The sequence below is a fragment of the Henriciella sp. AS95 genome, assembly GCF_038900055.1.
Taxonomy (GTDB): Bacteria; Pseudomonadota; Alphaproteobacteria; order Caulobacterales; family Hyphomonadaceae; genus Henriciella.
The window spans coordinates 2602965-2627737 of sequence record NZ_JBBMQM010000001.1; the positions used below are offsets into that span (position 1 = coordinate 2602965).

Consider the following 24773-nt stretch of genomic DNA (forward strand, 5'->3'; position numbering starts at 1 on the left):
CCCCGTCACGCGATCGATTTTGCCAAGTCTCGAATTTCATCGGCGTAAAACTTCGGCGGAAGAAAAGGCATCGGAATTCGAGCACCTGCAGATTCTCTTTTGAATTCAAACGAATATATCCTGAACAACCAAAGCATGCACAAACCTTTGAATACGATTGATTTCTCAATCTCTTCGACTTTTCTACCAAAGCCTTCGCAAAAGGCTTTGAAGTTGTCATCTGAGGCTGAGAACCGACCATTCTCCCCAATGCTGCCCCAGTATTTTACTTTCACCAGGTCGAACAATTCGTGATGAATGCATAAGTTATCCCAGTCGATGATGCTTACGCCCGTATCTGGACGATAAAAGATGTTATTTGCGTGCAGGTCATTGTGACAGAAAACAAATCCGCGCGAACTCTTCGCATCGCTCCGCAGCGCCTCTTCCAAGACTACTAGAATCTTCGAGAATTGAATTGAACCAATTAGTGCGAGATCGGAATTTCGATCTCTTAGCTCTCGCATCACATCCTCGCAAAAATCTCTGGAGAAACGATATTTCCCAAGCTCTCGAAAATTGCGATAATAGGCTGCGAACCTGATACTTTGCAGGCCTTTGATTGCATTACCTAGCCCGACATAGGCGTTTCGAGCGCAATCGTTTCCGAGATGTTGTCCATCTATCCAGTCGATAATCGACATGGGAAACTTCCTGCCCCGAACGATCTCTTCCAATTCGGAATAGTAGTGGACATCTGGACCAATGTCGAAATTGATGGACGTATCATTGTCCTGATCGTTAGCGACGTGATGGATTATGTCTGACACGAGGACTTCATGAGGTGGATCTTCCTGCTTGCAGCGCTCAAGCGCTCGCGCAATGACGGCCTCTTTTATAAGACCTTTCTCATATTGGAATATCGCCTCGTTCACGCGAATTCGAACACAGTAGCGTTTCTGGTTTACTTCGCAGAGCGCAATCTGATTGATTGTCCCCAAGCACTGTTGAACAACTCGAACATCTTCAACGCCCACGTCTAATTTGAGCTTGCGGATCAATAATCGAGAAATGTCATCGAAACTGAACAGTTTCTGCTCCTCACTCCAACTCTTCCAATCTCCCGGCTCACGCAAACTGGCAGCATCATCAAAATGCATTGGCTTGTCGGCGAATCGGTGCCCCCCACCAAATATCGCATCCGTGCGACCCTGCTTCGCGATCTTGTAATTGTCCTCCTCATAACGCCTCAGTTTTTCGACCATTTCCGAACTATCTCTCGCGCAACGCTGCACCGTGTTCACCAGTTTCCGAAAAAGCGATTGCAAAGGGCCGACGTTCGTGAGGTCGATATCAGATGATCCACTCACTTCCAGCTGCTGAAGTGCTGCATCCACATCAATCTCGATGTTGCGAGCCGTCAGTTGTATGCGAAGTGCGTCGCGAGTGAGATACTCAGGCAGGAGTGCCAAGTCTTCTATTTTGACGGCTGAAAACAGCGCCTCCGTTGCGATGATTTCAGGTTGTTTCAGCGAAATTTTCAGAAGTGCAACCTTCAGCTCCGCGGCTAATTGGGTTTCCCGGTAAAGTTCCGTGACCCGCTTGAGGTTGGTCGCCGAGTGGCGAGCGATGTGTCCAAACTCAGCCTTCAATAAAGAAACAACTTTTTTGCGCTGCTGCTGTTCGTGGAACTTTTCGCGCCGGCTTTGAAACCAATTGGTAAAAACAGGCGCTAAAATCGCCGCGACCACCGCCCCGATCGGAATGAGTACGTACCGCCATGGGACACCTTCACTCGCGGCGGCTGACGCTGATATTTGCACCGCGTGAAATACTTGCCAATGCAACACTTCAACTACGTACATCATTTATCTATCTTCTATAAAGCAGCATGAGATCCAGAAACGCCGGAGTTAGAATGCATAACTTTCCCGTTGAAACGCAACAAATAGAAAACTTGCCACACGGTCTCGATCTCATCGTGAACCGTCGGCTGGCATCCAGCTTCTCTCGCGCTGCGCCGTTTTTCGTTCACATGTTAGGCGTTCCTGGAGCCGGAAAGTCAGTGATCGCTCGAATGCTCTATGGGACGATTACAAGTTGGTTGCCGGAAGCGCCGTCATACGTTGGCTTTGACCGCCTTATGGCGGAGATTCCAGCTTATCAAGATACGCCTGACATCGTTGAAGCATTCGCCAAATACGAACTTCCAGCCCGTGCGGCGGGTTATGCGCTACTTAAGGAACTCATCTCAAAACGCGCTTCTATTTTCCTCGACCATGGAGGATCTGCTGCTGAGCATCCGGAAATTCTGCGCTTGGCGAAACGTCAGTTTGGGTATCGCATTTATGTTGTTTCCGTAGAGGTCGATAATGACATTTGCCAATCTCGCATCGAAGCACGAGCGAAGGCAGAAGGTCGGCACACTCCGCCGGACTACATCTCTGAACGAGCCTTGCAGATTGAAGAGATGGTGCCGGAGTATACTGACATAAGCGACCAGTTCTTCGCCTTCAAAAACAATACGCAATCAGACCTCGTGAAGATCGTCACTGATCAATCCCTCAAAGCGGCCTCAATAATATCATCCTAAGAACTCAATCTTCGGAATCATTCGGCCGCTCCCTCGTAAAGCCCGGATTAGACTGCTTGTCGTCGCGGGCCTTACGGGCCGCCTGTTTACGCCGTTTGAGATTGTCGCGCAGGGCCGCTTTCAGCCGTTTATCGCGTTCGCTTTCGCCGTCTCTTGCTGCCATTTGTTCAGTGATCCTTCCGAAACGGTCTTTTCATACTTCCCGGCATAAGCTAAGGGCACCCCACGCTAGCTTCAAATGCCGCGGTAGCTCAGTGGTAGAGCGCATCATTGGTAATGATGAGGTCGACAGTTCAATTCTGTCTCGCGGCACCATCCTAATCCAGTTCGCTTCGCGAAAAAATCGATCCCTGGGGTCGATTTCTGGATTTGGATTCCGCAAACCATGGTCACACGCCGCTCTCCTCTGTCATCGACAGTTATGTTGATCTCCTGCGAACTGGGCGGATGGGGCATCATGCAATGTCTTGTTGGCCGTGTCGCGCGGCTCTAGCATGACGCTGTCAGACCAGATCACCGGATAGCCCGCTCACCCATGCAGATTGCAGACAGCCTCGCCGAAGAAGCCCAGCAAGCCTATCGGACTGGCAATTTTGACCTTGCCGAACGCAAGCTCGCCGAGAGTCTCACCCATCCAACCGACACCGGCGCGCGCAGAAGGCGCCTGCCGAGCCTTGCCCGTCTGCAGGCGCATCTGGGCGATCTTCACGCCGCCGAGCAGACCTTCAGCGCCGCTGTCGAAATCGCGCCCGCCGACACCGGACTGATTGTAGAGCATGCAAAAACCCTCAACGCGCTTGGCCGACACAGCGATGCGCTCGCCCGGCTCTACAAACTCCCGGCGAGTGTTCGCGCGACATTTGACGTGCTGTCGCTGACCGCCGACACAGCCCGCAAGGCGCGCCAGTGGTCTCAGGCCGCCGAGACGGCGCGCAAGGCGCTGGCCGTCAATCCGAACAGCCGGAACATGAAAATCGTCCTCGCCGCTGCGCTTGCGCGCCAGGGCGACTGGGAGCGCGCCGAACCGCTATTCGATGCCCTAAAGGACAATGCCCCCGCGATGGAAATGCGGGCCGGTGCGCTGACGGGCGCTGGCCGGACGCAGGAAGCTGAGCGCTGCCTCATCGATGCGCTGGAGCGTCACCCCTTCGACCCCGGCCTGCACAATGCCCTCGCCATGATCCGCTGGATGGCTGGCGAAACGGATACGTTCGCAGACACCTTGCTGCAGGCGCTGAAAACCCGGCCGGCCGATGCCGGTCTCGCCATGACCGCCGCTGACCTGCTGTCCCGCGCCGAGCAAAAGGAGGATGCTCTGGCGATCATTCGTACTCTGGCGCGGTATCAGTCGGCCCCTCAGATTGACGCCGCCATGGCGCAGCTCGAAAGTGATACCGGTGCACACGAGGCCGCCAGCCAACGGATTGAAAAAGCAGTCGCAGCCGCGCCGAGGCTCGATCCACTGAGGCGCAGCGCAGCCGGTATCCTGCTTCGCGCCGGCCACGCCGAAGCCGCCTTGTCCCATACGCTCTGGGGGCGTGAGCGTGACCGGTTTGACCAAGAATGGATTGCCCTGCACACCACAGCCCAGCGCGCCAGCGGTGACGAGGACTGGCGCGAGCTCTACGATTTTCAGAATTTCGTTCGTACGTTTGAACTCAAGCCGCCCGAAGGCTTCGAGACGACCGAGCAGTTCATTGTCGCGCTCGCCGAGCGCCTGCGGGAGCTTCACAGCTTTTCCAGCCACCCGCTCGACCAGTCGCTTCGCGGCGGAAGCCAGCTCGAACTCGACCCGTCTTTACCTCAAGATCCTCTCATCAAGGCAGCGATGGATGGGTTTCTCGATTGCGCCGCGCGATACATGGCTGCCATCGGCAACAGCCCTGACCATCCGTTTACAGCCCGCAATACCGGCAAGGTGAAGATGAGCGGATGCTGGTCCGTTCGCCTGCGCTCCGGCGGCTCACATGTGAACCACATCCACCCGGAAGGCTGGATATCGTCGGCTTTTTATGTGGCGGTCCCGCCCTCTGTGAAAGCGGGCAGCAATACGCGCGATGGCTGGTTGACGTTTGGCGATCCCCGCTTCCCCGTGCCCGGCCTTCAGGCAGAGCATTTCGTGAAGCCGGAAGAAGGCAAGCTGGCGCTCTTCCCCTCCTATATGTGGCACGGGGTGCAGCCCTTTCAGGATGAGGCCGAACGCATAACGATTGCGTTCGACCTCGTTCCGTCCTGAAGGCCTATTCTTCGGCAGGCGGCACCCAGCCGGGGCCGATATTCGCCTGGAAGAAATCAACCGCATCGGTCAGGATTTCAGCCCATTCGCTGGCCTGGTGAGCGCTGAAATAGTGATCCATATCCGGCACCAGCATGTATTGGAACGGCTTTTCCGCCGCGCTGAGTTTGCTGATCATGATCTCTGATTGCTCTACCGGCACAGTCGAATCCTTCTCACCGTGAACGATGAAAAGTGGCATATCGATCTTGTCGATGTTCTGAGCGGCCGACGACTCGTCCAGCGAGCTGTCGCTGCGGCTGCCGATCGCATTCGTCCAGTATTTGTAAGAAACGCTCGTCGTTCCGCCCTGCTCTTGGCGAACCCATTTCAGCATCTCGCGCAGATCGGAAACGCCCGCACCCGCAAACGAACACTGGTAAAGGTCGGTGTCCATGAAGCTGGCCGTAAAGGCGACATAGCCGCCATGTGACCAGCCAGCGACACACATCCGGTCAGGATCTGCGATACCGTCGGCAATCACCGCTTCTGCAGAGGCGCGGACATCGCTCTGAATCAGCCCGCCCCATTGGCCCCAGCCGGCTTCGACGAAGGCACGGCCAAAGCCCGATCCACCGCGGAAATTCGGCTGGATCACAGCATAGCCCTGAGAGGCCCAATAGGTCGCAAAGGGATCAAAGCCGAACGTGTCGCGGGCTTCCGGCCCGCCATGCGGCACAACAATCATTGGCAGATTGCGGGTTTCCGGCGTAGCGCCAGGTGGAAGCCAGAGATACCCCCACAGCGGCGTGCCGTCGGCGCCCTCAAAGTCGTAAACGCTCGATGTCGGCAGAAGCGCCGGGTTGAATGGGCGTGCCTGCTGCAGGCGGGACAGCTCACGGTTCGGCACATTGTACGTGTAATATGTACCGAGATCTTGTGGACCGGTGACCTCGATCATGATGGTGTTGGTGATGTCGCCACCCGGCACCACACGGAACTGTGCGTTGTCACCGATCGCCTGGGACAGACCGGCAAGCTCGTTCGCGAAGGCCTCTGTCTGGCCGATACACGTATATTTAAAGCCCTGGTAGCAGGCCGCTGCGACGGCATCGGTCAGCGGGTCCCGGATGACCTGGAACACATCGAAATCATCATTCTCGAAAACAACATCGACATACTCGCCGGTCGCCGTGTCGTAGACATAGAGACCATTTGTGTCGCGACCTTCAGGACGCGCACTGACAATAGCCGTGCCGGGTCGAGGTCCTGGTCCGACACCGGCAAAGTCAGGCGCACCGTTTGCGCCTTCGGCCCCGCGAAAGCGTGCGATCTCAGTCCACTTTCCGGAGTTTGCTGGACTGCGCAGCCAGGCCGTCCCGCGACCGCCAGCAACAATGTCCTGACGCAAAACGGGATTTTCTGCTGAATCGAGCACCCAGCCGACGGTACGCTGGCTGCCGGAATCGATGGTTTCATTCTTGCCGGTATTGATATCGACTTTGCGAAGTTCCGTGCCGCCATAGCTTGGGATCAGCATCAGGACATGGTCCGGATCCTTGCGAAGAATATCGGCGATATTCGCGCTAATCGTCCGCGGCAGAGCCTGGTCGAGGGACGGGTCGTACAGAGATAGCAGATTGGAGCCATCGGTATTGACCGCGTAAATCCGGGTCACAAAGCCGAAGCCTTCACTCATTGGATCGACGGTCGCCGTGCGCCGCGCTGAGCTGGCCTTGTCGACCTTGATCTCGTATTTCTGCTGCACACTGAAGAGGATGCGGTTGTTGTTCTTGAATTGAACCCCCGTGATCGACAGGCTGTCCTCAGATGTCGCGCGCTGGATCGGCGTGACGGCTCCGGTTTCGCGATCAATCAGGATAAGCGTATCGGCGTCGGGCTTGGAGAGAACCGCTGCCACAAGGCGGCCATCCGGCGAAAGGCTCGGACTAAAGAAAGTATCCTTGCCGACGACGGCGCTGATATCGAGCCGCTCAACCTGCGCCTGTGCCGGCGCAGCTGATATGGCCAACGCAACGCTGATGGTTGCGGCTCCTGCGAGCCCCCGGAAATTGTTGATGATCTGTTTCAAAACTGACCCCTTTGCTGGACACTGACCTTGGATCAACTAAGGTCGGGAAAACAAATTTTACGGCCAAATGACGCCCATTCCCGACAACAGGATGTAGCTTAGAATCCGACCCTGTCTGGGATGCTATGGATACCCGGCAAATGACGCAACGCCCAATTGCTTTTGAGCAGCAGCAGCAAATCAGCAGTTTACTTGGACAGGGCGTTCACGCGATGCGTTCTGGCGACCATGTACGCGCCGCTGACTTCGCTCAGCTCGCGCTCAGAATCGACCGGAATTTCCCGCCAGCATGGGTCCTGCTCTGCCGCTGCCTTCTGGTTATGGAGAGCGGGGACGACCTGCGCGCTTTTCGCGATGCGTTGGGCGCAATACCGACAAACGACCCTGCGCACATGCTACTGAAAGCGGATTTCCCCCGTGTATTGGCCCGACGGGGGTTTATGGCGGAAGCCGTTGCCACGATTGAAGACGTGGTCAAGCAACAGTCCTTGAGCACTCGCCAGAAGGATACTGTGGGTCAGACACTCTCACATCTCGGCCTGCACGAGGAAGCCCTTCCGCATCTGAAAGCGGCTGTCAGCGAAGCGCCTGACGATCTCTCCGCGAACTACAACCTTGGTACTGTTTTGCGTCATCTCGGCGATATAGACGGTGCTGAGCGCCACCTTGAAAAAGCGCTCGCCGCCGACCCCTTGCATGGTCTGTCTCACTTCTCGATTGCCGGACTGCGAAAATGGGATACTGCAAATAATCACATCGCCCGGCTGGAAAAGGCTCTCGAGCAGGGCCCCGGGACGGCGATGGACCGGGCGCGCATCAATTACGCAATCTTTCAGGAAGCCGACGGGCTGAAGCTGCATGAGCGGGCCTGGGAAGCACTTCAGGCAGGCGCCAGCATATGCGCCGAGGAAATGCCGTATGATCTTGAAGACCGCAGGGCCTTGTCCGCGTCGCTGCGGTCAGCCTTCGGCGACGATATCGATGGTCGCGCGCCTTTGCCCGCTGATGACAGCGAGCCGATCCCCATCTTCATTCTTGGTCTTCCGCGGTCCGGAACGACGCTCGTCGAGCAGATATTCGCAGCCCACCCGGACGTCACTCCGATGGGCGAGACTTACGGCATGCACATCGCACTTCGGCGCGCGAATGGCGGCACCGGACACGATATTTTCAGTCCTGGCGAAGTCGAACAGCTTCACGATTTGAATTGGGAAGACGTCCGCGCGACTTATCTCGATGAAACACGTCATCTGTTTGGCAATACACGCTATGTCACCGAGAAACTGCCGCAGAACTACGCCTATACGGGCGCGATCCGAAAGGCGTTTCCCTATTCGCCGATCATCCACCTGCGCCGGAATCCTATGGACAGCCTGTTCGGTGCCTACAAGGTGTTGTTCGGCAACGATTCCTATCTGTGGTCCTATCGCCAGGAAGACCTCGCCGCGAATTACCAGCTTTATCGCGACATGATGAATCACTGGCAGACCGCCATGGGCGACGGTTTGTCCTCAGTGATCCTGGAACAGCTTATCAGTGATCCCGAAAGCGAGATCAGACGATTGCTGGACGAAGCCGGTCTGCCCTTCAATGAAGCCTGTCTGTCTCCTCATAAGGCCAGGCGCGGCGTTGCAACGGCATCGAGCGTGCAGGTTCGCCGACCGATCAATTCGAGCGGCGTGGACGCCTGGCGGGCATATGAAAACCGGTTGGCCCCGCTCGTGGCATCCTTGCAGGCAATGGGATTCATCGACCAGCAAGGCAACGCCATCTGGTAAAGCGCGGCATCCGTGCGACGATGCACGCTGCCCCTTCCCAAACAACAAAGCGCCTCGCGCATGGCACTGCGGACGGGCCCTGCCCTTGCCGGCGGCTGTACACTGTTCGGCCGCAATCTGCGTTGTCCGCATTCTGCCGTTTATTTCCCTGTGCCCTCGCGTCACCACAAAAAAAGAGGCAGCGGACGAACCGCTGCCTCTCAATATTAGATGGGATGGACCCCTACTAGAACCGCAGCTTGGCTGACAGTGAGTAGGTGCGGCCGATGACCCACGGTGCGTAAAGCGCCGCGTCAACGTTACCTTGTCCATACAGCGTACCCAGAGCGGTTTGCGGTGGCAGCTCATCAAAGAGGTTCTGCACACCGGCAACGACGCGGAGGCGATCCGTTGCATCCCATGCGACCGAACCGTCAAAGTTCGAGAACGATGGGGTGTCGTCGGCACCGAAGTAGTCTGGGGAGTTTTCCATCTCCGGCACATAGGTGTGACGGATTTGGAAGATCCAGCTGTCGAGTTTGTAGTCCACAGTCGTGACTGTCTTGTAGTCAGGAATGGAACCACCGATCTGCGGCGTGCTGGTACCAGCGTATTCGGAGTCACCAATGTCGTACTTCTCGGTGAAGGTCACAAGGGTGTTGATGCCGAATGTACCCGGAGCCGATGCGAAAGCCTCGTCCAGATCGAAGTTATAATCGAACTGAACGTCCACGCCTTCCACTTCGGTTCGACCGACCGAGTTGGTGAGCGAGGTGTTGATGCCGGTGATCTGACCCGTGGCCGGGTCCCGAGTGATCTGTTGACAGTCAGCAACCGACTGCGGCGTGCTTCCCAGGTTTCCGTAACAGGAGTCCAGGATCGTTGCGGAGCCGCGGGATACGATCTGGTCGTCCAGCTTGATGTTGTAGTAGTCGACCGTGGCACGGAAGTTACCGACCGGCACGAAGTCCGGCTGGAAGACAGCACCCACGGTGATCGTCTCACCAGTTTCCGGCGACAGGTTGGGGTTACCAAACGAGAACGCCTGAACCTGGCTGTTGGCCGCTGAGAAAGTGCCCGAGCCTCCGGTGTAGAGAGACGCCGGAACGAAACCGCCACCGATGTTGCCACCCGTCGTACAGAAGGCCAGCAGCTGCGGGGAATTCTCAGCCACGGATCCACGACACGGATCAGTGTAGCTCGCAAAGCCCTGGTCACCATTCTGGAAGCTTTCCAGAGCGGACGGGGCACGAACGGCCTTGTTGTAGATGGCACGGAAACGGAGCCAGTCAGTCGGGGCCCAGTTACCGCCATACTTGTACGCTTCGGCTTTGCCGATCGTGCTGTAGTCGGAGTAGCGATAGCCTGTCTCGAGGTTCAGCTCGTGCGCGAAAGGCATGTCACTCAGAAGCGGCACGACAATCTCAGTATAAGCTTCGTACACGTCCTGCGAACCGACAACGTTCTGCACGGCGTTGAAGCCTGCAATTTCGCCGCGGCGCTGAGCGTCGTCGACCACGAAGTTCACATTATCTTCGCGATATTCGACACCGAACACGGTCGCGACTGGGCCAGCCGGAAGCTCGAAAGCCTCACCGGTGACGTAAGCCGAAAACGTTGTCTGCTCGATTTCCTGGTTCGTCTGGATGTTCGTCCGGACGAAGCTAGACATTGCTGGGGTCGTGACCGATGGCGGGCCAAAGATATCGACGTCCACACAGCCCGGAAGCAGAGCGGAAGGATCGAGGTTGTCACAGCCAGCAAGGCCTTGGTTCAGCGCAACGCGGTTCACGTTGTTCTGGCCCTTGGACGTGAACTGACCCTGGCCCCAACCCATGGAGACGTTCCAGTTCCAGGAGTCCGTGATCCGGCCGTCGAATGCCACGCGGCCAACGAGCTGCGAGTTATTGTAGTTACTGATGCGCGGACCGATGCCATTCGAACGCCATGCATAGGTGAAGTTCGCATCCGGGGTCGGACGCGAGTTCAGCGCTGCAGAGAAGTCCGGGTGCGGATCGTCTGCGGTACCAACAATACCGTCTGCGCCCGCGATTGCAGGTGACGATACAGGGACCGAAATGCCCGTAATCGGCGTTGCTGCGAGTTGCACCTCAGTCTGGCTGCGAACATAGGACAGGAATGCCTTCATGTTCACATCAGGGGTCAGCTCGTAGTTCACGAACGTTTGGATGCCATAACGATCAGCCGGCAGGTAGATGAAGTTGTCCGGCGCATAGTTGTAACGCGAAGAACCTGCTGCGCGATCTGGAATCGCACAGTATCCCGAGCTGTAGTACGGGGTGAGCTCACCGGCATCATTGAAAGACAGGTTGCCATTGGCCGCTGGCAGACAGTCTGGGTTAGCCGTCGTCGGGTTTGCAAAGTTCGGGGTACCCGGATTGGTTGCAAGATCGGTGAACGGGTTCGCCGCGCTGTTGGAGATCGCGCCCCATGGTGGGGTACCCGAACCGCCGGAGAACACGAAAGGCGTGAAACCCGGATAGTTCGAGTTAATGTTGCCGAGGAAATTCTGATAGTCGTCGTAGCTGTCGATGACTCTCGTTGCGCCATCAGCATAGCCGCCGTTTACGAGGTCGTAGCCATAGCCGACACCTGCAGCAACGCGGGAATAGTCATAATCGCCCTGGCTGACGCCGTCGCGCGAGAAGTATGATGCGTAAGTGGTGACGTTACCTTTGCCGTTGTCGAAGTTACCGCCCATGAGAAGGTCGATGGCTTCGTAGCGGCCGTTGCCGTCGAATGCGCCGCCGCCACCAACGGTGACTTCTGCGCCTTCATAGTCGTCCTTCAGGATGAAGTTGACGACACCGGCGATTGCGTCGGAACCGTACACAGCGGACGTACCGCCGGTCACGACTTCGATACGCTCGATCAGACCAGCTGGGATCGAGTTAAGGTCGACAACACCGGTCGAGGACGAACCAGGAACGCGCTCGCCGTCGATCAGGACCAGCGTACGCTGTGGACCAAGACCACGAAGGTCGATGGTTGCGAAATCTTCGCCACCTGCGTTGTTCGACGTAACGGTGTTACCCGGAATGACCTGCGGGAGGTCGTTCAGAAGGGTTTCAACGTTGAGCGTTGCGCTCAGTTCGATGTCTGCCGCACCAATAGTGGTAACCGGGCTCGTCGCGCTATAGTCTTGCGACATAACGCGGGTACCGGTGACCCTGATGGTTTCTTCGCGGCGCGTGTTATCCTCTTCATCGGCGGTGTCCTGCGCAATTGCCTGCAGGCCAGTCACCGAGGTGAGGCCGATCAGCATCGTGCTGATCATCAACGTGCTACGAATTGAACGTTTCGTTCCGTGCTTCACGTAATTTCTCCAATACATCCAGTTAAGAACTTCCATCCCTGACACAGGAAGGCGGACGGGTGATTTTCCCTCGAAAATGCGTTTTTCGCCAAACCAGAATCCCGCCTGTGGCCGGATTTAGAGACATCTATCCCAGATGGGTCAATGCTGCGTTGCATCGTGTTAATGTGAATGCCGCCCCATGTGATATAATCGTCACAGTTCTGCCTTACTCTTCCGGGATTGCGCGCAACGCTTCACCGGATAAGTCCAAGTCTCCGCAAATTCCTACCCCGCCCCCTGCGCGATGGGTGCTCGGCTGCCGCTGGTTAATCGTGCCTCGAAAGGCGTTGCGCTGGCCCCCGATCGCCAAACCACCAGAGTGTGGCAGCGGTCGCGGCAAATGTGGCGGTTTCAATGATGGCCCGGCGGCCCTCCGCATCGGCGCCAAGCCATATCCCTGAAGCGATCAGCCATAGAAGAACGGTCAGCGCTGGCCGCGTCAGTCCCCGAACCGCATTTACCCAGAGATAGCTCTCACCGATCGCCGCATCCGCCTCCACCGAGGCTGCCAGCCCGGCCCAGCTGCCACTTGTTTCGGCAAGCGCCAGTTCGGCTTCCGTTTCCGCCGCCCTCGCCCTGTGCTGAAGCTCCAGCAGTGCCGTTTCATGCGCCCATCTTGCGCGCTCATGCGCCTGCTTCTGGCGCGCTTCGAAAAAGCCGGCGACCCGGCCGAGCGCCGTTCCGATCAATCCGAACAGTCCGCCCCCCGCCGCACTCGCGGCCAATCCTGCTATCTCGTCCATACGTCCTCGCTCCCGGGATAAAACCAGCGCGCGGGCACCGCCCGCCTGTCGATGTGAAGGAAGCTGCGCGCGAGGCCGAAGCCGGTGAAGCCCGCCTGCTCTGCCGCCTTGAGCAAGGCGAAACGGTTATGACCGGACAGCGCGATGTCAGCGGCGATCTGTTTGTGCTGAGACAGCGGCGCGCCGCCGACCGCCGCATTCCATCCGGCGCATCGATGACCGGACGTGATCACCAGCGGCTTGCGAGCCGCCTCACGCAGGGCTTCGAGCCCATCGAGAAAGACCGGATCATGCCAGTATGCACCGCCGCAGAATCGCCCGCCGCAGCGGCAGGCAAGCTCGCCAATCGAGAAATGCGGCCAGCGCCAGCCTGCTGCCAGAGCCTGCCGCGCGCCGGTAACCGTACGATAGAGCATCGCCGCCTCCTTCAATGAGGAGGATCGCTCACCAGCACATACGGTCTGAAAATAAAGCCGGCTCTATTGCCAGGCGGGCGCTTCTCGCAGGAAACGAGTGGCGCTGTCCGCTCGCCGCAGAATCAGCCGGCAGGCGCGAACGCCCTACCCTTGGCGAGCGCGGCCACAGCCTCATCATATTCGCGGGCGAGCTTGTCCACGAAATCGGCCGTCGACATGCGCTCGGTCACGGCGCCAATGCCCTGCCCGCAGCCCCAGATATCCTTCCAGGCCTTGGACTTCTGATTACCGCCAGAGCCGAAATTCATCTTGCTCGGATCGCTCTGCGGCAGGTTATCCGGGTCCATCCCAGCCGCCTCGATGGACGGTCTCAGATAGTTGCCATGTACGCCGGTGAAGAGGTTTGAATAGACGATATCTTCGGCGCCATATTTCACGATCGCATCCTTGTAGCCTTCGACGGCATTGGCTTCGTCGCAGGCGATGAAGGCAGACCCGATATAGCCGAAATCAGCGCCCATGGCCTGGGCGGCGGCAACAGCCCCGCCGGTCGCGATCGAGCCTGACAGGGCAAGCGGGCCATCAAAGAATTTCCGGATTTCCTGGATCAGCGCAAAAGGTGAAAGCCGCCCGGCATGCCCGCCGGCCCCGGCGCACACCGCGATCAGGCCGTCGGCGCCTTTCTCCAGCGCCTTGTTGGCAAAGAACGTATCGATGACGTCATGCATCACGATGCCGCCATAGGAGTGGATGGCTTCGTTCACTTCCACCCGCGCGCCCAAGGACGTGATCACCAGCGGCGCCTTGTATTTCACGCAAAGCTCAAGGTCTTCCTCCAGCCGGTTATTCGTCTTGTGGACGATCTGGTTCACCGCAAAGGGCGCCGCCGGCTTGTCCGGATTGGCCTTGTTATAGGCGTCGAGTTCAGACGTGATCCGGTCCAGCCATTCATCCAGCTGCGAGATCGGCCGCGCATTCAGCGACGGAAACGATCCGACCACGCCCGCCTTGCACTGCGCGATCACCAGATCCGGGTTTGAGATGATGAAGAGCGGCGAGCCAATGACTGGCAAGCGCAGATTAGACAGCACGGATGGCACGGACATTGGCGTTTTCCCTCAGAGTTGTTTCATTCGCCCTTACCTAGCTGCGCGCACCTGCCCGGCAAGCCATGACGTTGGGAAAGCGGCGCAAGGGCCCCGCCCCTGATCCCCTGGATTTGCTCTGGCATTGGCGGCTCAACCTGTCGTAGGGTCGATGGTGAGGAGGCGGAAGCTTGGTCAAGATCAACGACACGCTTGTGAACTATGCGGGCCAGTTCTGCTTTGGCGCGGCGGCGATCGCCTTTCCGCCCGTAGCCGCTGGCGTCACAGCCGCCGTCGGCGCGACAGCTCTCGTCGCGCTCTTCCACGCAGAGCGCAGGAAGAACAAGGATGCAAGCCAGCTCGATAGCGATAAGGCGCTCAAGAAAATAACGGCCAGGATAGCCGATGAGTGGCGCAACGACCTGCCAGACTTCGGCAAACATGACTTCCAGAAAGAGCTCCACATTGCCGAAGAAGCCCTGAAAACGGCGCTCCCACGGTGCAGCATGGATTACGCCACATTGGCGGACGCGACGACGAAAGGCGCCGGCAAGTTTCCCGACAAGGCGACCGAAGAGGTGCTGGAACAGCTGGCCAGAACCGACCCGTCAAATTTCGGCGAAAACGGCTCCGCTCTCGCCAAAAAGCTCGCCGACAATGTCATCCGCGCTGCATTCATGGGCGCAATCGAGAACGAAGACTATTTCCGCAAATTCCAACCCCGCCTCCTCCTCGCCATCGCAGAGAAGGTCGGGGACATTTACGACATGCAGCTCGCGCTGAAGGAGCTGGAGGAACGGAATTTCGAGACGCTGACCAGGGTGGACGAGCGCACCGCCACAATGGACGTCAAACTCGACCAGCTTCTCGCTGTCGTCGGCTCCTTGTCGCTCAAACGCGCCGAAGAGATCGGCCTCAATGAGAAACAGATCGAGACGATTACGCGAAGCTTTCTCAAACAGGAGATTCCGACCGAGCTATGGGGCACGAAATTGGTCGAAGGTGCGACGCGGCTTACCGAACTCGAAGAAGAACTCGCCCGGCTCACCAATGACGAGCCGGAAATCGCAGCGCTAATGGACCTTGCCCGCGAAGCCATCGACCGGGGCGATATCGGAGCCGCTGACAAATATCTCGCCGAAGCCGTCCAGCGTGACGAGGAAGCTGGCGAACAGCGCCTGCGCCGCGCGGCTGATAATGAAGGCCGGCGCGGCGATCTCGCTATGTCTGAGGGCCGCTACATCAAAGCCGCCGATCACTTTGCCCGCGCTGCTCGCCTCATTCAGCCCTTCGATGCCGAAGATTGGGCTCGACTGAAGTATAATGAGGGAACCGCCGCATACCAGCGCGGCATTCTCGATCCCGAACGGAACAATCTCGACCGCGCCGTCTCCGCCTATCGCAAGGCTCTGACCGAACGCACGAGAGACCGCATCCCGCTCGACTGGGCCATGACGCAGAACAATCTCGGCAATGCGCTTCTGACCCTCGGAGCGCGCGGCGATGACAACGCCCTGAACGACGCCGTCACCGCCTATCGCGAGGCCCTGACCGAACGCACAAGAGATCGCGTCCCGCTCGATTGGGCCGCAACGCAGACCAGTCTCGGTAGCGCGCTCGCCACCCTCGGAGTACGCGGCGATGACGCGGCCCTCAACGACGCCGTCGCCGCCTGTCGCGAGGCCCTGAAGGAATACAAAAGAGACCGCGTCCCGCTCCAATGGGCCATGGCGCAGAACAATCTCGGCGCTGTGCTCAAAACCCTTGGAGGACGCGGCGATGACAAGGCCCTGAACGACGCCATCACTGCCTATCGCGCAGCCATGACGGTATTGACAAGAGAAAGCGTTCCGCTCGACTGGGCCGCAACGCAGAACAATCTCGGCAATGCGCTCGCCATCCTCGGAGCTCACCGCGATGACACGGCCCTCAACGACGCCGTTGCCGCCTTTCGCGAAGCTCTAACCGAACGCACAAGAGACCGCGTCCCGCTCGACTGGGCCATGACGCAGTACAATCTCGGCAATGCGCTCCAGACCATCGGAGAGCGCGGCGACGACAAGGCCCTGAAAGGCGCCATCACAGCCTATCGCGAGGCTCTGACAGAACGCACAAGAGAGCGCATCCCGCTCGACTGGGCCATGACGCGGAACAATCTCGGAGGTGCGATGGAAACACTCGGCGACCGCGATCAGTCGGTAAAGCAATGGGCCGAGGCACGAAACCACTATCTCGCCGCCCTCGAAGAATGTACCCCAGAAAGCCCCCCCGCCAACGAAGCCATAGCCCGAGAAAACCTCGACGGCGTGGAGGCGAAGCTCAAAGCCGCTGGCTGGGCCCCGCCCGAAGGCTGGCCAGACAAATAACAGGCCCAGTCAGGTCCTATGACGAGGCCTGCGCCAACCGCCTATGGCAACGACGGCCCGGCCAACTGTCTCGCGCAGTTCAAGCGCCTCAAACCGTTCTTCGATTGGATGCTCGCCTGACCCTGTTCGCGCAGGCCAGCCGTGACGTGGAGACGCCGCCTCAGCTCAGTTGCGCGTCGCCAGCCAGTCGAGGTCGGCCTCGTATCTCTCGGCAAGGATCCGCCCAACGGCCGGCCGCGCGGCCTGCCAACGTTCCCAGGTATAAAGGTCCTTGATCAGCGCATTGTCCTTACACGCAACCGAGATCGGCACAGCCAGTTCAAGACGCCGGTTGGTACGCGAAAAGTCCTGACCAAAATAGGTGATCGGCATGGTTTTTGGCGGCCCGATGCGCACCAGCGGATTGTCCTGCAGGCGTTCCTCCAGTGGTATGAGTTCGATAAAGTTCTGCGCCCTCACATGCTGGCTCAGCCGTCGCAACAACATCCCCTGCCCCTCCCGGCCTAGCCCGCCAGATCCAGCGCGCCGCCGCCGAGATAGCGCAGCACCGCCTGGGTGCGGCTGTTCACGTCCAGCTTCTCGAAACACCGGCGCACATAGGTGCCAACGGTATTCTCGGATACGCCGAGCAACGCCGCAATTTCAGCATTCGACTTGTCGTTCACAATGGCGACCAGGACCTGCCTTTCGCGTTGCGACAATGTCGTCGCGCGCACACGGACCAGCTCGCGATACCGATAGTAATACTCTGAAAACAGGAACTTTATCCGCCGCATATCAGCAAGGGTGATGTCCGGCCGTTCGTCTTTGAAGGCGGCGACGAAATAGGCAAAGGCACCGGGCTTGGCAAAAACCGGCGTGGTGACGCCATCATTGAAACCGAAGGACCGCATGGCATCGAGCACCTGCCCGGTCTTGGTCGAGATCGCCAGCGACTGCTCGATGTCGAGAAAGTGGACAGGCGTTCCCATGGTCATTGCGGCATACATGATCGGGTCATTGCCCGCCATCTCTCCGCGGTACATCTGCTGGATTTCCTCGGGCCAGGTACTGATGATCGGGAGCGCCTTGGTCGAGACGCTGCCTCCATAAGGAAACTCATAGCCGGAAATGGCTGCCGCCCCGATGCGCTCGAACGCCGATATCAGGAGGTCGTCGAGCTCCGGCCGACTGTCACACGTGGCAACCCGGTCGAGGTATTCAGAGAGGTCGATGGCTTCAAGCATCGGTTTCGAGCTCCAATGGGCGATCCGTATCCTTGCACCCGACAAGCGCAATAACAGAAATCGCGGTTCATATCACCAATATATACGTATGGCCGGGGCATTCGGGTGTCGGCTTGCATTCCGGATGGCACCACCTTAGCTAAGCCTCCCACCAGGCCCCGGAAAGGAGAGACCGATGGATCTCGCACGCACATCATTCGCGCTGACGTTTCATCCCGTTTCCGAGGTCCTCCATGACTGCCTGTCTCACACTCGAAAATCTCGCCCTTGCCACGCCTGAAGGCCGGGTTCTCTTTGACAATCTGACCGTCTCGATTGGCCGCGAATGCGTCGGCCTCGTCGGTCGCAACGGGTCCGGCAAGTCGACCCTGCTGAAGACGATCGAAGACAATGCGTCGCCTTTGCGCGGCTCCATGCACCTGAACGGAAAGGTCGCTCGCCTTCGTCAGTTCTTCGATGAAACATTGACCGTCGCCGAAACCATTGGCGTCGCCGAAGACCTTGCCCGCATTGACCGCATCACAGCGGGCGATGGCACGCCTGACGATTTCAATTCCGCCGACTGGGCGCTGGAATCCCGCCTCGAAAAAGCGCTGGCCGATATGGGGCTCGCCGGTCTCGACAAGAACCGCCTGATCGCCTCGCTGAGCGGCGGCGAACGCACGCGGCTAGCGATTGCCGGACTTCTGCTCGAAGAGGCGGACCTGCTTCTCCTCGATGAGCCAACGAACAATCTCGACGCGGCCGGACGCGCAGCGATCAACCAGCTTGTCGACACCTGGACCGGCGGGCTCCTCATCGCCAGCCATGATCGCGCCCTCCTGGAAAACGCCGATCGTATCGTCGAGCTCTCCCCGGTCGGCTGCACCATCTTCGGCGGGGGATGGACAGAGTTTGCCGAAGCGCGTGAGGCCGCCCGCGCCCGCGCCCAGGCTGAAGCCGAACGTGCAGCGAATACGTTCAAGGCGACCGAGCGGAAAATCCAGCAATCGCGCGAAAAGCAGGAGCGATCGGATTCTCGTGGCCGCGCGGTTCGCTCTCGCGGCGACCAGCCAAAAATGTTGCTCGACAAACGTCAGGACCGCGCCGAACAGACGGCAGGACGCGGCAATGATATCGCCCATCGCCAGCTCGGTGAAGCCGCCGACGCGCTCGCCACCGCTGATTCCCAGCTGGAAATCGTCACGCCGCTCTCGATTGATCTGCCCGCGTCTGACCTCCCCTCCAGCCGCCAGCTGCTGACGCTTCGCGACGTCTGCATGTCATTTGAAGGCCGCCAGCTCTTCGGGCCGCTTTCGTTTGAGCTGCGCGGGCCTGAACGCATCGCCATCAAAGGCCCCAATGGCTCCGGCAAGACGACGCTGCTCAATCTCATCCGTGGACGGATCAACCCCTCATCCGGCGCCATAACCCGCCACTCGCAACGCACCGCCGTCCTCGACCAGCACGTCTCCGCCTTCAACGCCGGAGAGACGCTGCTTGAGAACGTCCGAACCCTCCTGCCAGAGCTCAATGAGAATGAGCTGAGAGCCCGCCTCGCCCGGTTTGCGTTTCGCGGAGACGCCGCACTCCAGAAAGCCGGAACCCTCTCAGGTGGAGAGCGCCTGCGGGCCGGCCTCGCCGTTGCCTTTGCCGGCGCTGAACCGCCCGAGCTTCTCATGCTTGATGAGCCGACCAACCATCTCGACATTGAAAGCGTCGAGCTTCTGGAGGCCGCCCTCAGAGACTGGGACGGCGCCATCATCGTGATCAGCCATGACGAGGCGTTCCTGAAAGCGATTGGCGCCGAGCGGATGATCGCGCTCTAGCGAATGAGCGCCCTGGCCTGCCGCTTTTGCTTGCCTGCATGGCGCATGTACGCGCTGAGCAGCCCAATGTCGCGCGGCGGCTCGCGTCCCTCGGACATCGCTTCGATGGCGATATAATTCCACGCCATCTGGCCGAGCGCGTTGATCATTTTCACCATGCCGATCTTGCTGTTCGGCCCCAGAAAACCGGGGCCGAGCCGCATCGTCTTGGCGTAATTCTCCAGCCTGCCCGCCTCCCCCGCCAGCAGCTTTTTCACCCCGTGTGGATCAGAGCAGAGGGGCGCGCCGATCCCGATCATGTCCGCCATGCCAGCCGACACGGTCTCCTCCATCGCCGCCAGCGTCCTGAAGCCGCCCGTCGCCATGATCGGCATCTTCGCGCGCTCACGCACCATGGCGGCATAGTCGACAAAGTACGCCTCCCGCGCCTTTGAGCTTTCTCGCACCGCCTGCTCTTCCGGCGCCTGCAAACCATCAATGCCGAGCAGCTTGGGCTGCTCATAATTGCCGCCGGAAATTTCCAGCAGGTCGATCGACGTGTCATTCAGCCATTCGACCACCTGGATACACTCCTCGAAGCTGAAACCGCCCTTCTGGAAGTCTGCCGAATTGAGCTTCACGCCGACACCGAAATCCCGGCCGACGGCCGCCCGAACGGCATTAACGGTCTCAAGCAGCAGCCGTGCGCGGTTCTCCAGCGGCCCGCCCCATTCATCCGTTCGCAAATTGGACCGTGGCGAGAGAAACTGGCTAATCAGGTAGCCATGCGCGCCGTGTACCTGCACGCCGTCAAAGCCCGTCTCCTTTGCCACTTTGGCGCAGTGAGCGAACGCTTCAATGGTCTGACGGATTTCGTCGCACGTCATCGCTCGGGGCTTGCCGAACTGGCCGCCCGGCAGTGCGAGCTGGACATCCGAGGCCGATAGCGGCTCAGGATTTACAATCTTCGGGGTCTGGCGTCCGGCATGGCTGATCTGCATCCAGATCTTCGCGCCTTCGGCCTTTGCCGCCGCGCTATAGGTTTTCAGCGCCTCTAGATGCTCAGGTCGCTGCTCGCCGCAAATCACGATATTGCCCGGCGCTTCCAGGCAGGCCGGATCGACCTGCACATTGCCCGTGATCAGCAGGCCACAACCGCTGTCCGCCCAGGCGCGATAGAGCACCGCATGACCTTCATTCGCCTCATTCCTCGGCCCGGCAATCTGCTCCGTCATCGCCGCCTTGCAGAGCCGGTTCGGCAGAACCTGCCCGCATGGCAGCTCAAGCGGATTTTCAAGAATGCCGGTCATGCGCTGGACATGCCTGGCATGACGATCAGGGCGGCGATGATTTTCGCAGGCGACAGTCCCATTCCGCTTCCTTCATTCATCCAGTAATTCGCGGGTCGGTACGCTGACCTTCGCCTTATCAACTCAGATGCTCAGATAAACGTCAATGGCTCCGACAAATCGGCCCTGCCCGATGTGATCAACAGCGAAGACCTCAAAATAAATCGGCTTATTGCGATTGACTCGCAACTCGATTGCGATACTCAGCTATACTTAAGTGGGCCAAAGTCCCATTTCAGAGATCACAAAGGGAAGAAATTCATGCGCATGATATACGTCGTCGCAGCGGCTCTAACTGCATTACCTGCTACAGCACAGGACGATCCCAACAATAATCGTCTCGACTCCGTCACCGTCCACGGACGCGGCCTTGAACTGATCGGCGAAGCCGGTGCCGCTTCCGAGGGCGTGGTGGGCTATGCCGACTTTGAAGACCGGCCAATCTCCCGCGCCGGCGAACTTGTCGAGGTCATCCCAGGCATCGTCGCAACCCAGCATTCGGGCGAAGGCAAAGCCAACCAGTATTTCCTGCGCGGCTTCAACCTCGACCACGGTTCGGATTTTGCCATTTCCGTCGACGGCGTACCGATCAATATGCGCACCCATGGCCACGGCCAGGGCTATCTCGACCTCAACTCCTTCATTCCGGAAGTCATCGAGCGCGTCGATTATCGCAAGGGCCCTTACTTTCCATCGAATGGCGACTTCTCCGTCGCCGCCTCAGCCCGCTACACGACCTATGACACGCTGGATGAAAACTTCATCGAAGCGAAGATCGGCGAGAATGAGTATTATCGCCTCGTCGGCGGCTACAGCACGGCCCTCTCCGCGACGACAAACCTTCTGCTCGCCGGTGAATACCAGACCTATGACGGCCCATGGGACGTCCCCCAGAACCTCGAAAAACTGAGCGGTCTGGCCAAGATCTCAGGCCAGAAAGGCGACCTTCATTATGAAGTCTCCCTGACCGGCTATGACAATGCCTGGGACTCCTCAGATCAGATCCCGCTCCGCGCTGTCCAGAGCGGCCTGATTGACCGCTTCGGCTCCATCGATGACAGTCTTGGCGGCAGCACCAGCCGCTACAGCCTGTCCTCTGAGGTCGAATATGACCATGCCAGCGGCGCCACAACGACCGCGTCGGCTTACGCAGTCTCCTACGACTTCTCCCTCTGGAGCAACTTCACCTACTTCCTCGAAGACCCGGTGAATGGCGACCAGATCAAGCAAACCGATGATCGCACCTATTATGGCGGCCGCCTCACCCACACCATACCGGCCAGCGAAAATCTCGACCTGACCCTCGGCGCCGAAACCCGCTTTGACGACATCAAGGAAGTCGGCCTGTTCAACACGGTCGAGCGGCAGCCAATCAACACGGTCCGCCTCGACAGCGTCGAAGAATTCAGCGTCGGCATCTGGGGTCAGGCCGACTACCAGTTCACCCCATCCCTGCGCGGCACTGTCGGTCTTCGCGGCGACTATCTGGACGCCGACGTGACGGCCCTGTCCCTGCCGATCAATAGCGGCGAGGCTGACGACACACTCCTGTCACCAAGCGCGGCGCTCGCCTGGCGCGCCAATGACAATATCGAGCTCTACGCCAATTACGGCGAAGGTTTTCACTCCAATGACGTCCGCGGCGCCACAATCCAGATCGACCCGGCCACCGGTGGCCCGGCCGATACAGTACCGCTCTTCTCGAAAGCCAAGGGCGCCGAGCTCGGGGCCCGGTTTGAAACCGGCGACCTGAAGACCACAATCGCGCTCTTCCATCTGGAACTCGATTCCGAACTCGTCTTCGTTGGCGATGCCGGCACGACCGAAGTGAATGATGCGACCGTGCGCAACGGTGTCGAAGCGACCGCTTTCTGGCGGCCGAATGACTGGTTTGTCGGCGACCTTGCCGTCTCCGTCACCGATGGCCGGTTCGACATTCCAGGCAGCGACGACAAGATTCCAAACTCGATCGAGACCGTCCTCTCCGGCGGCGCCCTCTTCCGCTTTGATCCGCTGACACTCAGCGCGCGTCTGCGCCATTTCGGCGAGTCGCCCCTCATCGAAGACGGCTCAGCCTATTCCGACCCGACCACCATCGTAAATCTCGGTGCCACCTATGACTGGCAGCAGATCACCTTCGGGCTTGAAGTGCTGAACGCGTTCGACGCCGAAGACAGCGACATCACCTACTTCTTCGAGTCGCAGCTACGGGGCGAAGCCTCCCCAGTCGAGGACATCCACTTCAAACCCGTCGAACCCCGCCAGATCCGCGCCAGCATCCGCTACCGGTTCTAGTCGAAGCATCCGGAGGAAAGGGGCCAGGTCGAGCTATTGAACGGACCGGACCGGCCCTTAACCCACCCGCGCGCCCTGCCCGCCATCGACGGGGAGCAGCACGCCGGTGATGAATTTCGCTTCATCGCTGGCCAGAAACAGCGCGGCGTGCGCGGTATCCCAGCCGGTGCCCATATGGCCCATCGGCACGCGGGCGGCGCGTTCTTCGCGCAGCGCATCATGGCTGATGCCGCGCCGCTGCGACATGCCCACAATCGCCATCGGCGTATCCATCAGGCCCGGCAGGATCGCATTGCAGCGCACGCCCTTCTTCGCGCCCGACAGCGCCACCGATTGCGTCATCCGGTTCATCGCGGCCTTGCTTGTCTCATAGGCCAGCATCTGCGATCCCGCGATGGAGGCGAGCGACGAGATGTTGATGATCGAGCCACCCCTGTCTTCCATCATCGGCAAGCAGGCCTTTATGACCAGCCAGGCGGCCTTGAAGTTCACACTCAGTATACGGTCGAAGGCGTGTTCGGTGAGGTATTTGGCCGGTCCGTCGCCCGTGCCGCCAATGCCGACATTGTTCACCAGTACATCGATCCGCCCAAAGGATTCGAGCGCCGTGAGTGCAATTATGCTCGCGCCATCCGGGTCAGACACATCGGCGACCCGGGCATAGGCCTCGCCGCCTTCCTCGCGAATGGCCGAGACCGTCGCCTGGGCCCGATCCGAGCTCCAGTCGACGCACAGGACGCGCGCCCCGGCCCGCGCAAAGAGCATCGCCATCGCCTTGCCATTGCCGACCGTCGGCCCCGGCGTCTGACCGGCTCCGGTCACGACCGCGACCTTGCCCGCCAGCCGCCCGGACACATCGATATCGCTCACTTTTTCAGGTCCGGATCGAGCGTCAGATCATCATCCAGCTGGACCCCGAAAGAGTTCAGCATCATGCAAACCTGCGTATACTGACCAACGGTCATGACGAGATCCATTTTCTGCTTCTCCGACAGGAAAGCCAGCCGCGCCCAGGTCTCATCGGTGATGAAGGCATCGGTCGTCAGCTCGTCCGTCGCCTGCAGCAGCGCAGTGTCTTCAGGGCTCCAGTCATCGGCTTTTGGGCCCAGCTTGACGCGCGCAATCTCGGTTTTGGAGAGGCCGGAGCGCAGGCCGATCCGCTCATGCTGGGCCCATTCATAGCCGGATTTCCAGTTGAACCCCACGCGCAGGATGACAAGCTCACGCTCGCGTTCCGGCAGGTCATTCGCATCCGACAGGATATAGCCGCCCCACAGCATGAAACGCTTATACGCCTTGGGCGAGCGCGACAGCGTACGGAAGATGTTGAACACCTTCCCCGTCTTGAACCGCTCCCCCAGAAGCTGCGTCTGCTCCTCACCCATTTCCTCATCGGAGAGCGGCGGGATTCGCGGCGTCGATAGTCTCATTCACAATGTCCTTCCCTAGTCGCCAACACCCTCTAACGGAGCGCTAGTCCACTACACTAAA

The 24773-nt window shown here is 59.2% G+C and carries 18 protein-coding genes and 1 tRNA gene; 7 read left to right on the top strand and 12 right to left on the bottom strand.

The genetic code is table 11. The features are described from left to right. Window positions 1–5 precede the first annotated feature (5 nt). Entirely contained in the window at window positions 6–1847 is a 1842-nt protein-coding gene (locus tag WNY37_RS12825; protein WP_342973782.1) for an aminoglycoside phosphotransferase family protein, read from the bottom strand. 50 nt (window positions 1848–1897) lie between these two features. On the opposite strand from WNY37_RS12825, the gene WNY37_RS12830 reads away from it, so the two are divergent. Beyond that, window positions 1898–2572: a zeta toxin family protein gene (locus tag WNY37_RS12830; RefSeq protein WP_342973783.1), complete on the top strand. Its 675-nt coding sequence runs from the start codon at window positions 1898–1900 to the stop codon at window positions 2570–2572. Window positions 2573–2576: 4 nt separating this feature from the next. Here the strand turns inward: WNY37_RS12830 and WNY37_RS12835 are convergent, their stop codons facing one another. Next, complete coding sequence (locus tag WNY37_RS12835; protein WP_342973784.1) at window positions 2577–2735, bottom strand: hypothetical protein; 159 nt, start codon at window positions 2733–2735, stop codon at window positions 2577–2579. Between the two features lie 77 nt (window positions 2736–2812). Between WNY37_RS12835 and WNY37_RS12840 the strand changes: the two genes are divergently transcribed. Continuing rightward, window positions 2813–2887, top strand: a tRNA-Thr gene (locus WNY37_RS12840). A 220-nt stretch (window positions 2888–3107) separates the two neighbouring features. Next, entirely contained in the window at window positions 3108–4808 is a 1701-nt protein-coding gene (locus WNY37_RS12845; RefSeq protein WP_342973785.1) for a putative 2OG-Fe(II) oxygenase, read from the top strand. A 4-nt stretch (window positions 4809–4812) separates the two neighbouring features. On the opposite strand, the gene WNY37_RS12850 is transcribed toward WNY37_RS12845, so the two are convergent. Further along, the gene (locus tag WNY37_RS12850) at window positions 4813–6879 is read right to left on the bottom strand and encodes a prolyl oligopeptidase family serine peptidase (protein WP_342973786.1); all 2067 of its coding nucleotides are present in this window, start codon (window positions 6877–6879) and stop codon (window positions 4813–4815) included. Between the two features lie 440 nt (window positions 6880–7319). Here WNY37_RS12850 and WNY37_RS12855 point away from each other — a divergent pair, with 440 nt between their 5' ends. Then, complete coding sequence (locus WNY37_RS12855; protein WP_342973787.1) at window positions 7320–8657, top strand: sulfotransferase; 1338 nt, start codon at window positions 7320–7322, stop codon at window positions 8655–8657. Window positions 8658–8883: 226 nt separating this feature from the next. Here WNY37_RS12855 and WNY37_RS12860 read toward each other — a convergent pair whose 3' ends face one another. The 4 genes from WNY37_RS12860 to WNY37_RS12875 all read right to left on the bottom strand — a co-directional run bounded on the left by WNY37_RS12860 (window position 8884) and on the right by WNY37_RS12875 (window position 14280). Next, window positions 8884–11973: a TonB-dependent receptor gene (locus tag WNY37_RS12860; RefSeq protein ID WP_342973788.1), complete on the bottom strand. Its 3090-nt coding sequence runs from the start codon at window positions 11971–11973 to the stop codon at window positions 8884–8886. Between the two features lie 308 nt (window positions 11974–12281). Beyond that, window positions 12282–12758 carry a hypothetical protein gene (locus tag WNY37_RS12865; RefSeq protein ID WP_342973789.1) on the bottom strand — a complete coding sequence of 159 codons (477 nt, stop codon included), beginning with the start codon at window positions 12756–12758 and terminating at the stop codon, window positions 12282–12284. Then, window positions 12746–13174, bottom strand: coding sequence for a D-Ala-D-Ala carboxypeptidase family metallohydrolase (locus WNY37_RS12870; protein ID WP_342973790.1), 429 nt, complete (start codon window positions 13172–13174; stop codon window positions 12746–12748). The genes WNY37_RS12865 and WNY37_RS12870 overlap by 13 nt, the downstream gene beginning before the upstream one ends. A gap of 122 nt (window positions 13175–13296) precedes the next feature. After that, window positions 13297–14280: a nitronate monooxygenase family protein gene (locus WNY37_RS12875; protein ID WP_342973791.1), complete on the bottom strand. Its 984-nt coding sequence runs from the start codon at window positions 14278–14280 to the stop codon at window positions 13297–13299. Window positions 14281–14450: 170 nt separating this feature from the next. Between WNY37_RS12875 and WNY37_RS12880 the strand changes: the two genes are divergently transcribed. Further along, window positions 14451–16625 carry a hypothetical protein gene (locus WNY37_RS12880; RefSeq protein ID WP_342973792.1) on the top strand — a complete coding sequence of 725 codons (2175 nt, stop codon included), beginning with the start codon at window positions 14451–14453 and terminating at the stop codon, window positions 16623–16625. A gap of 165 nt (window positions 16626–16790) precedes the next feature. On the opposite strand, the gene WNY37_RS12885 is transcribed toward WNY37_RS12880, so the two are convergent. Both WNY37_RS12885 and WNY37_RS12890 read right to left on the bottom strand, forming a co-directional pair. Next, window positions 16791–17111, bottom strand: coding sequence for a hypothetical protein (locus tag WNY37_RS12885; protein WP_342973793.1), 321 nt, complete (start codon window positions 17109–17111; stop codon window positions 16791–16793). A gap of 17 nt (window positions 17112–17128) precedes the next feature. Beyond that, window positions 17129–17851, bottom strand: a complete 723-nt coding sequence (locus tag WNY37_RS12890; protein WP_342973794.1) for a LuxR C-terminal-related transcriptional regulator — start codon at window positions 17849–17851, stop codon at window positions 17129–17131. Window positions 17852–18084: 233 nt separating this feature from the next. Here WNY37_RS12890 and WNY37_RS12895 point away from each other — a divergent pair, with 233 nt between their 5' ends. After that, window positions 18085–19659: an ABC-F family ATP-binding cassette domain-containing protein gene (locus tag WNY37_RS12895; protein WP_342973795.1), complete on the top strand. Its 1575-nt coding sequence runs from the start codon at window positions 18085–18087 to the stop codon at window positions 19657–19659. On the opposite strand, the gene WNY37_RS12900 is transcribed toward WNY37_RS12895, so the two are convergent. Then, window positions 19656–20948: an NADH:flavin oxidoreductase/NADH oxidase family protein gene (locus WNY37_RS12900; protein WP_342973796.1), complete on the bottom strand. Its 1293-nt coding sequence runs from the start codon at window positions 20946–20948 to the stop codon at window positions 19656–19658. The genes WNY37_RS12895 and WNY37_RS12900 overlap by 4 nt on opposite strands. A gap of 300 nt (window positions 20949–21248) precedes the next feature. Here WNY37_RS12900 and WNY37_RS12905 point away from each other — a divergent pair, with 300 nt between their 5' ends. Beyond that, entirely contained in the window at window positions 21249–23282 is a 2034-nt protein-coding gene (locus tag WNY37_RS12905) for a TonB-dependent receptor (RefSeq protein ID WP_342973797.1), read from the top strand. A gap of 57 nt (window positions 23283–23339) precedes the next feature. Here the strand turns inward: WNY37_RS12905 and WNY37_RS12910 are convergent, their stop codons facing one another. Both WNY37_RS12910 and WNY37_RS12915 read right to left on the bottom strand, forming a co-directional pair. Further along, a complete protein-coding gene (locus tag WNY37_RS12910; protein ID WP_342973798.1) occupies window positions 23340–24152 on the bottom strand; it encodes an SDR family NAD(P)-dependent oxidoreductase in 813 nt (270 codons plus the stop codon). Next, complete coding sequence (locus tag WNY37_RS12915; protein WP_342973799.1) at window positions 24149–24712, bottom strand: carboxymuconolactone decarboxylase family protein; 564 nt, start codon at window positions 24710–24712, stop codon at window positions 24149–24151. Before WNY37_RS12915 ends, WNY37_RS12910 begins: the two co-directional genes overlap by 4 nt. Between the last annotated feature and the right edge of the window lie 61 nt (window positions 24713–24773).

Coding starts and splice junctions, on each gene's coding strand:
- WNY37_RS12905 (WP_342973797.1), top strand. CDS start 21,249: ATGCGCATGATATACGTCGTCGCAGCGGCTCTAACTGCATTACCTGCT.
- WNY37_RS12895 (WP_342973795.1), top strand. CDS start 18,085: ATGACTGCCTGTCTCACACTCGAAAATCTCGCCCTTGCCACGCCTGAA.
- WNY37_RS12855 (WP_342973787.1), top strand. CDS start 7,320: ATGGCGGAAGCCGTTGCCACGATTGAAGACGTGGTCAAGCAACAGTCC.
- WNY37_RS12870 (WP_342973790.1), bottom strand. CDS start 13,174: ATGCTCTATCGTACGGTTACCGGCGCGCGGCAGGCTCTGGCAGCAGGC.
- WNY37_RS12885 (WP_342973793.1), bottom strand. CDS start 17,111: ATGTTGTTGCGACGGCTGAGCCAGCATGTGAGGGCGCAGAACTTTATC.
- WNY37_RS12825 (WP_342973782.1), bottom strand. CDS start 1,847: ATGATGTACGTAGTTGAAGTGTTGCATTGGCAAGTATTTCACGCGGTG.
- WNY37_RS12830 (WP_342973783.1), top strand. CDS start 1,898: ATGCATAACTTTCCCGTTGAAACGCAACAAATAGAAAACTTGCCACAC.
- WNY37_RS12835 (WP_342973784.1), bottom strand. CDS start 2,735: ATGGCAGCAAGAGACGGCGAAAGCGAACGCGATAAACGGCTGAAAGCG.
- WNY37_RS12875 (WP_342973791.1), bottom strand. CDS start 14,280: ATGTCCGTGCCATCCGTGCTGTCTAATCTGCGCTTGCCAGTCATTGGC.
- WNY37_RS12915 (WP_342973799.1), bottom strand. CDS start 24,712: ATGAGACTATCGACGCCGCGAATCCCGCCGCTCTCCGATGAGGAAATG.
- WNY37_RS12890 (WP_342973794.1), bottom strand. CDS start 17,851: ATGCTTGAAGCCATCGACCTCTCTGAATACCTCGACCGGGTTGCCACG.
- WNY37_RS12865 (WP_342973789.1), bottom strand. CDS start 12,758: ATGGACGAGATAGCAGGATTGGCCGCGAGTGCGGCGGGGGGCGGACTG.
- WNY37_RS12900 (WP_342973796.1), bottom strand. CDS start 20,948: ATGACCGGCATTCTTGAAAATCCGCTTGAGCTGCCATGCGGGCAGGTT.
- WNY37_RS12845 (WP_342973785.1), top strand. CDS start 3,108: ATGCAGATTGCAGACAGCCTCGCCGAAGAAGCCCAGCAAGCCTATCGG.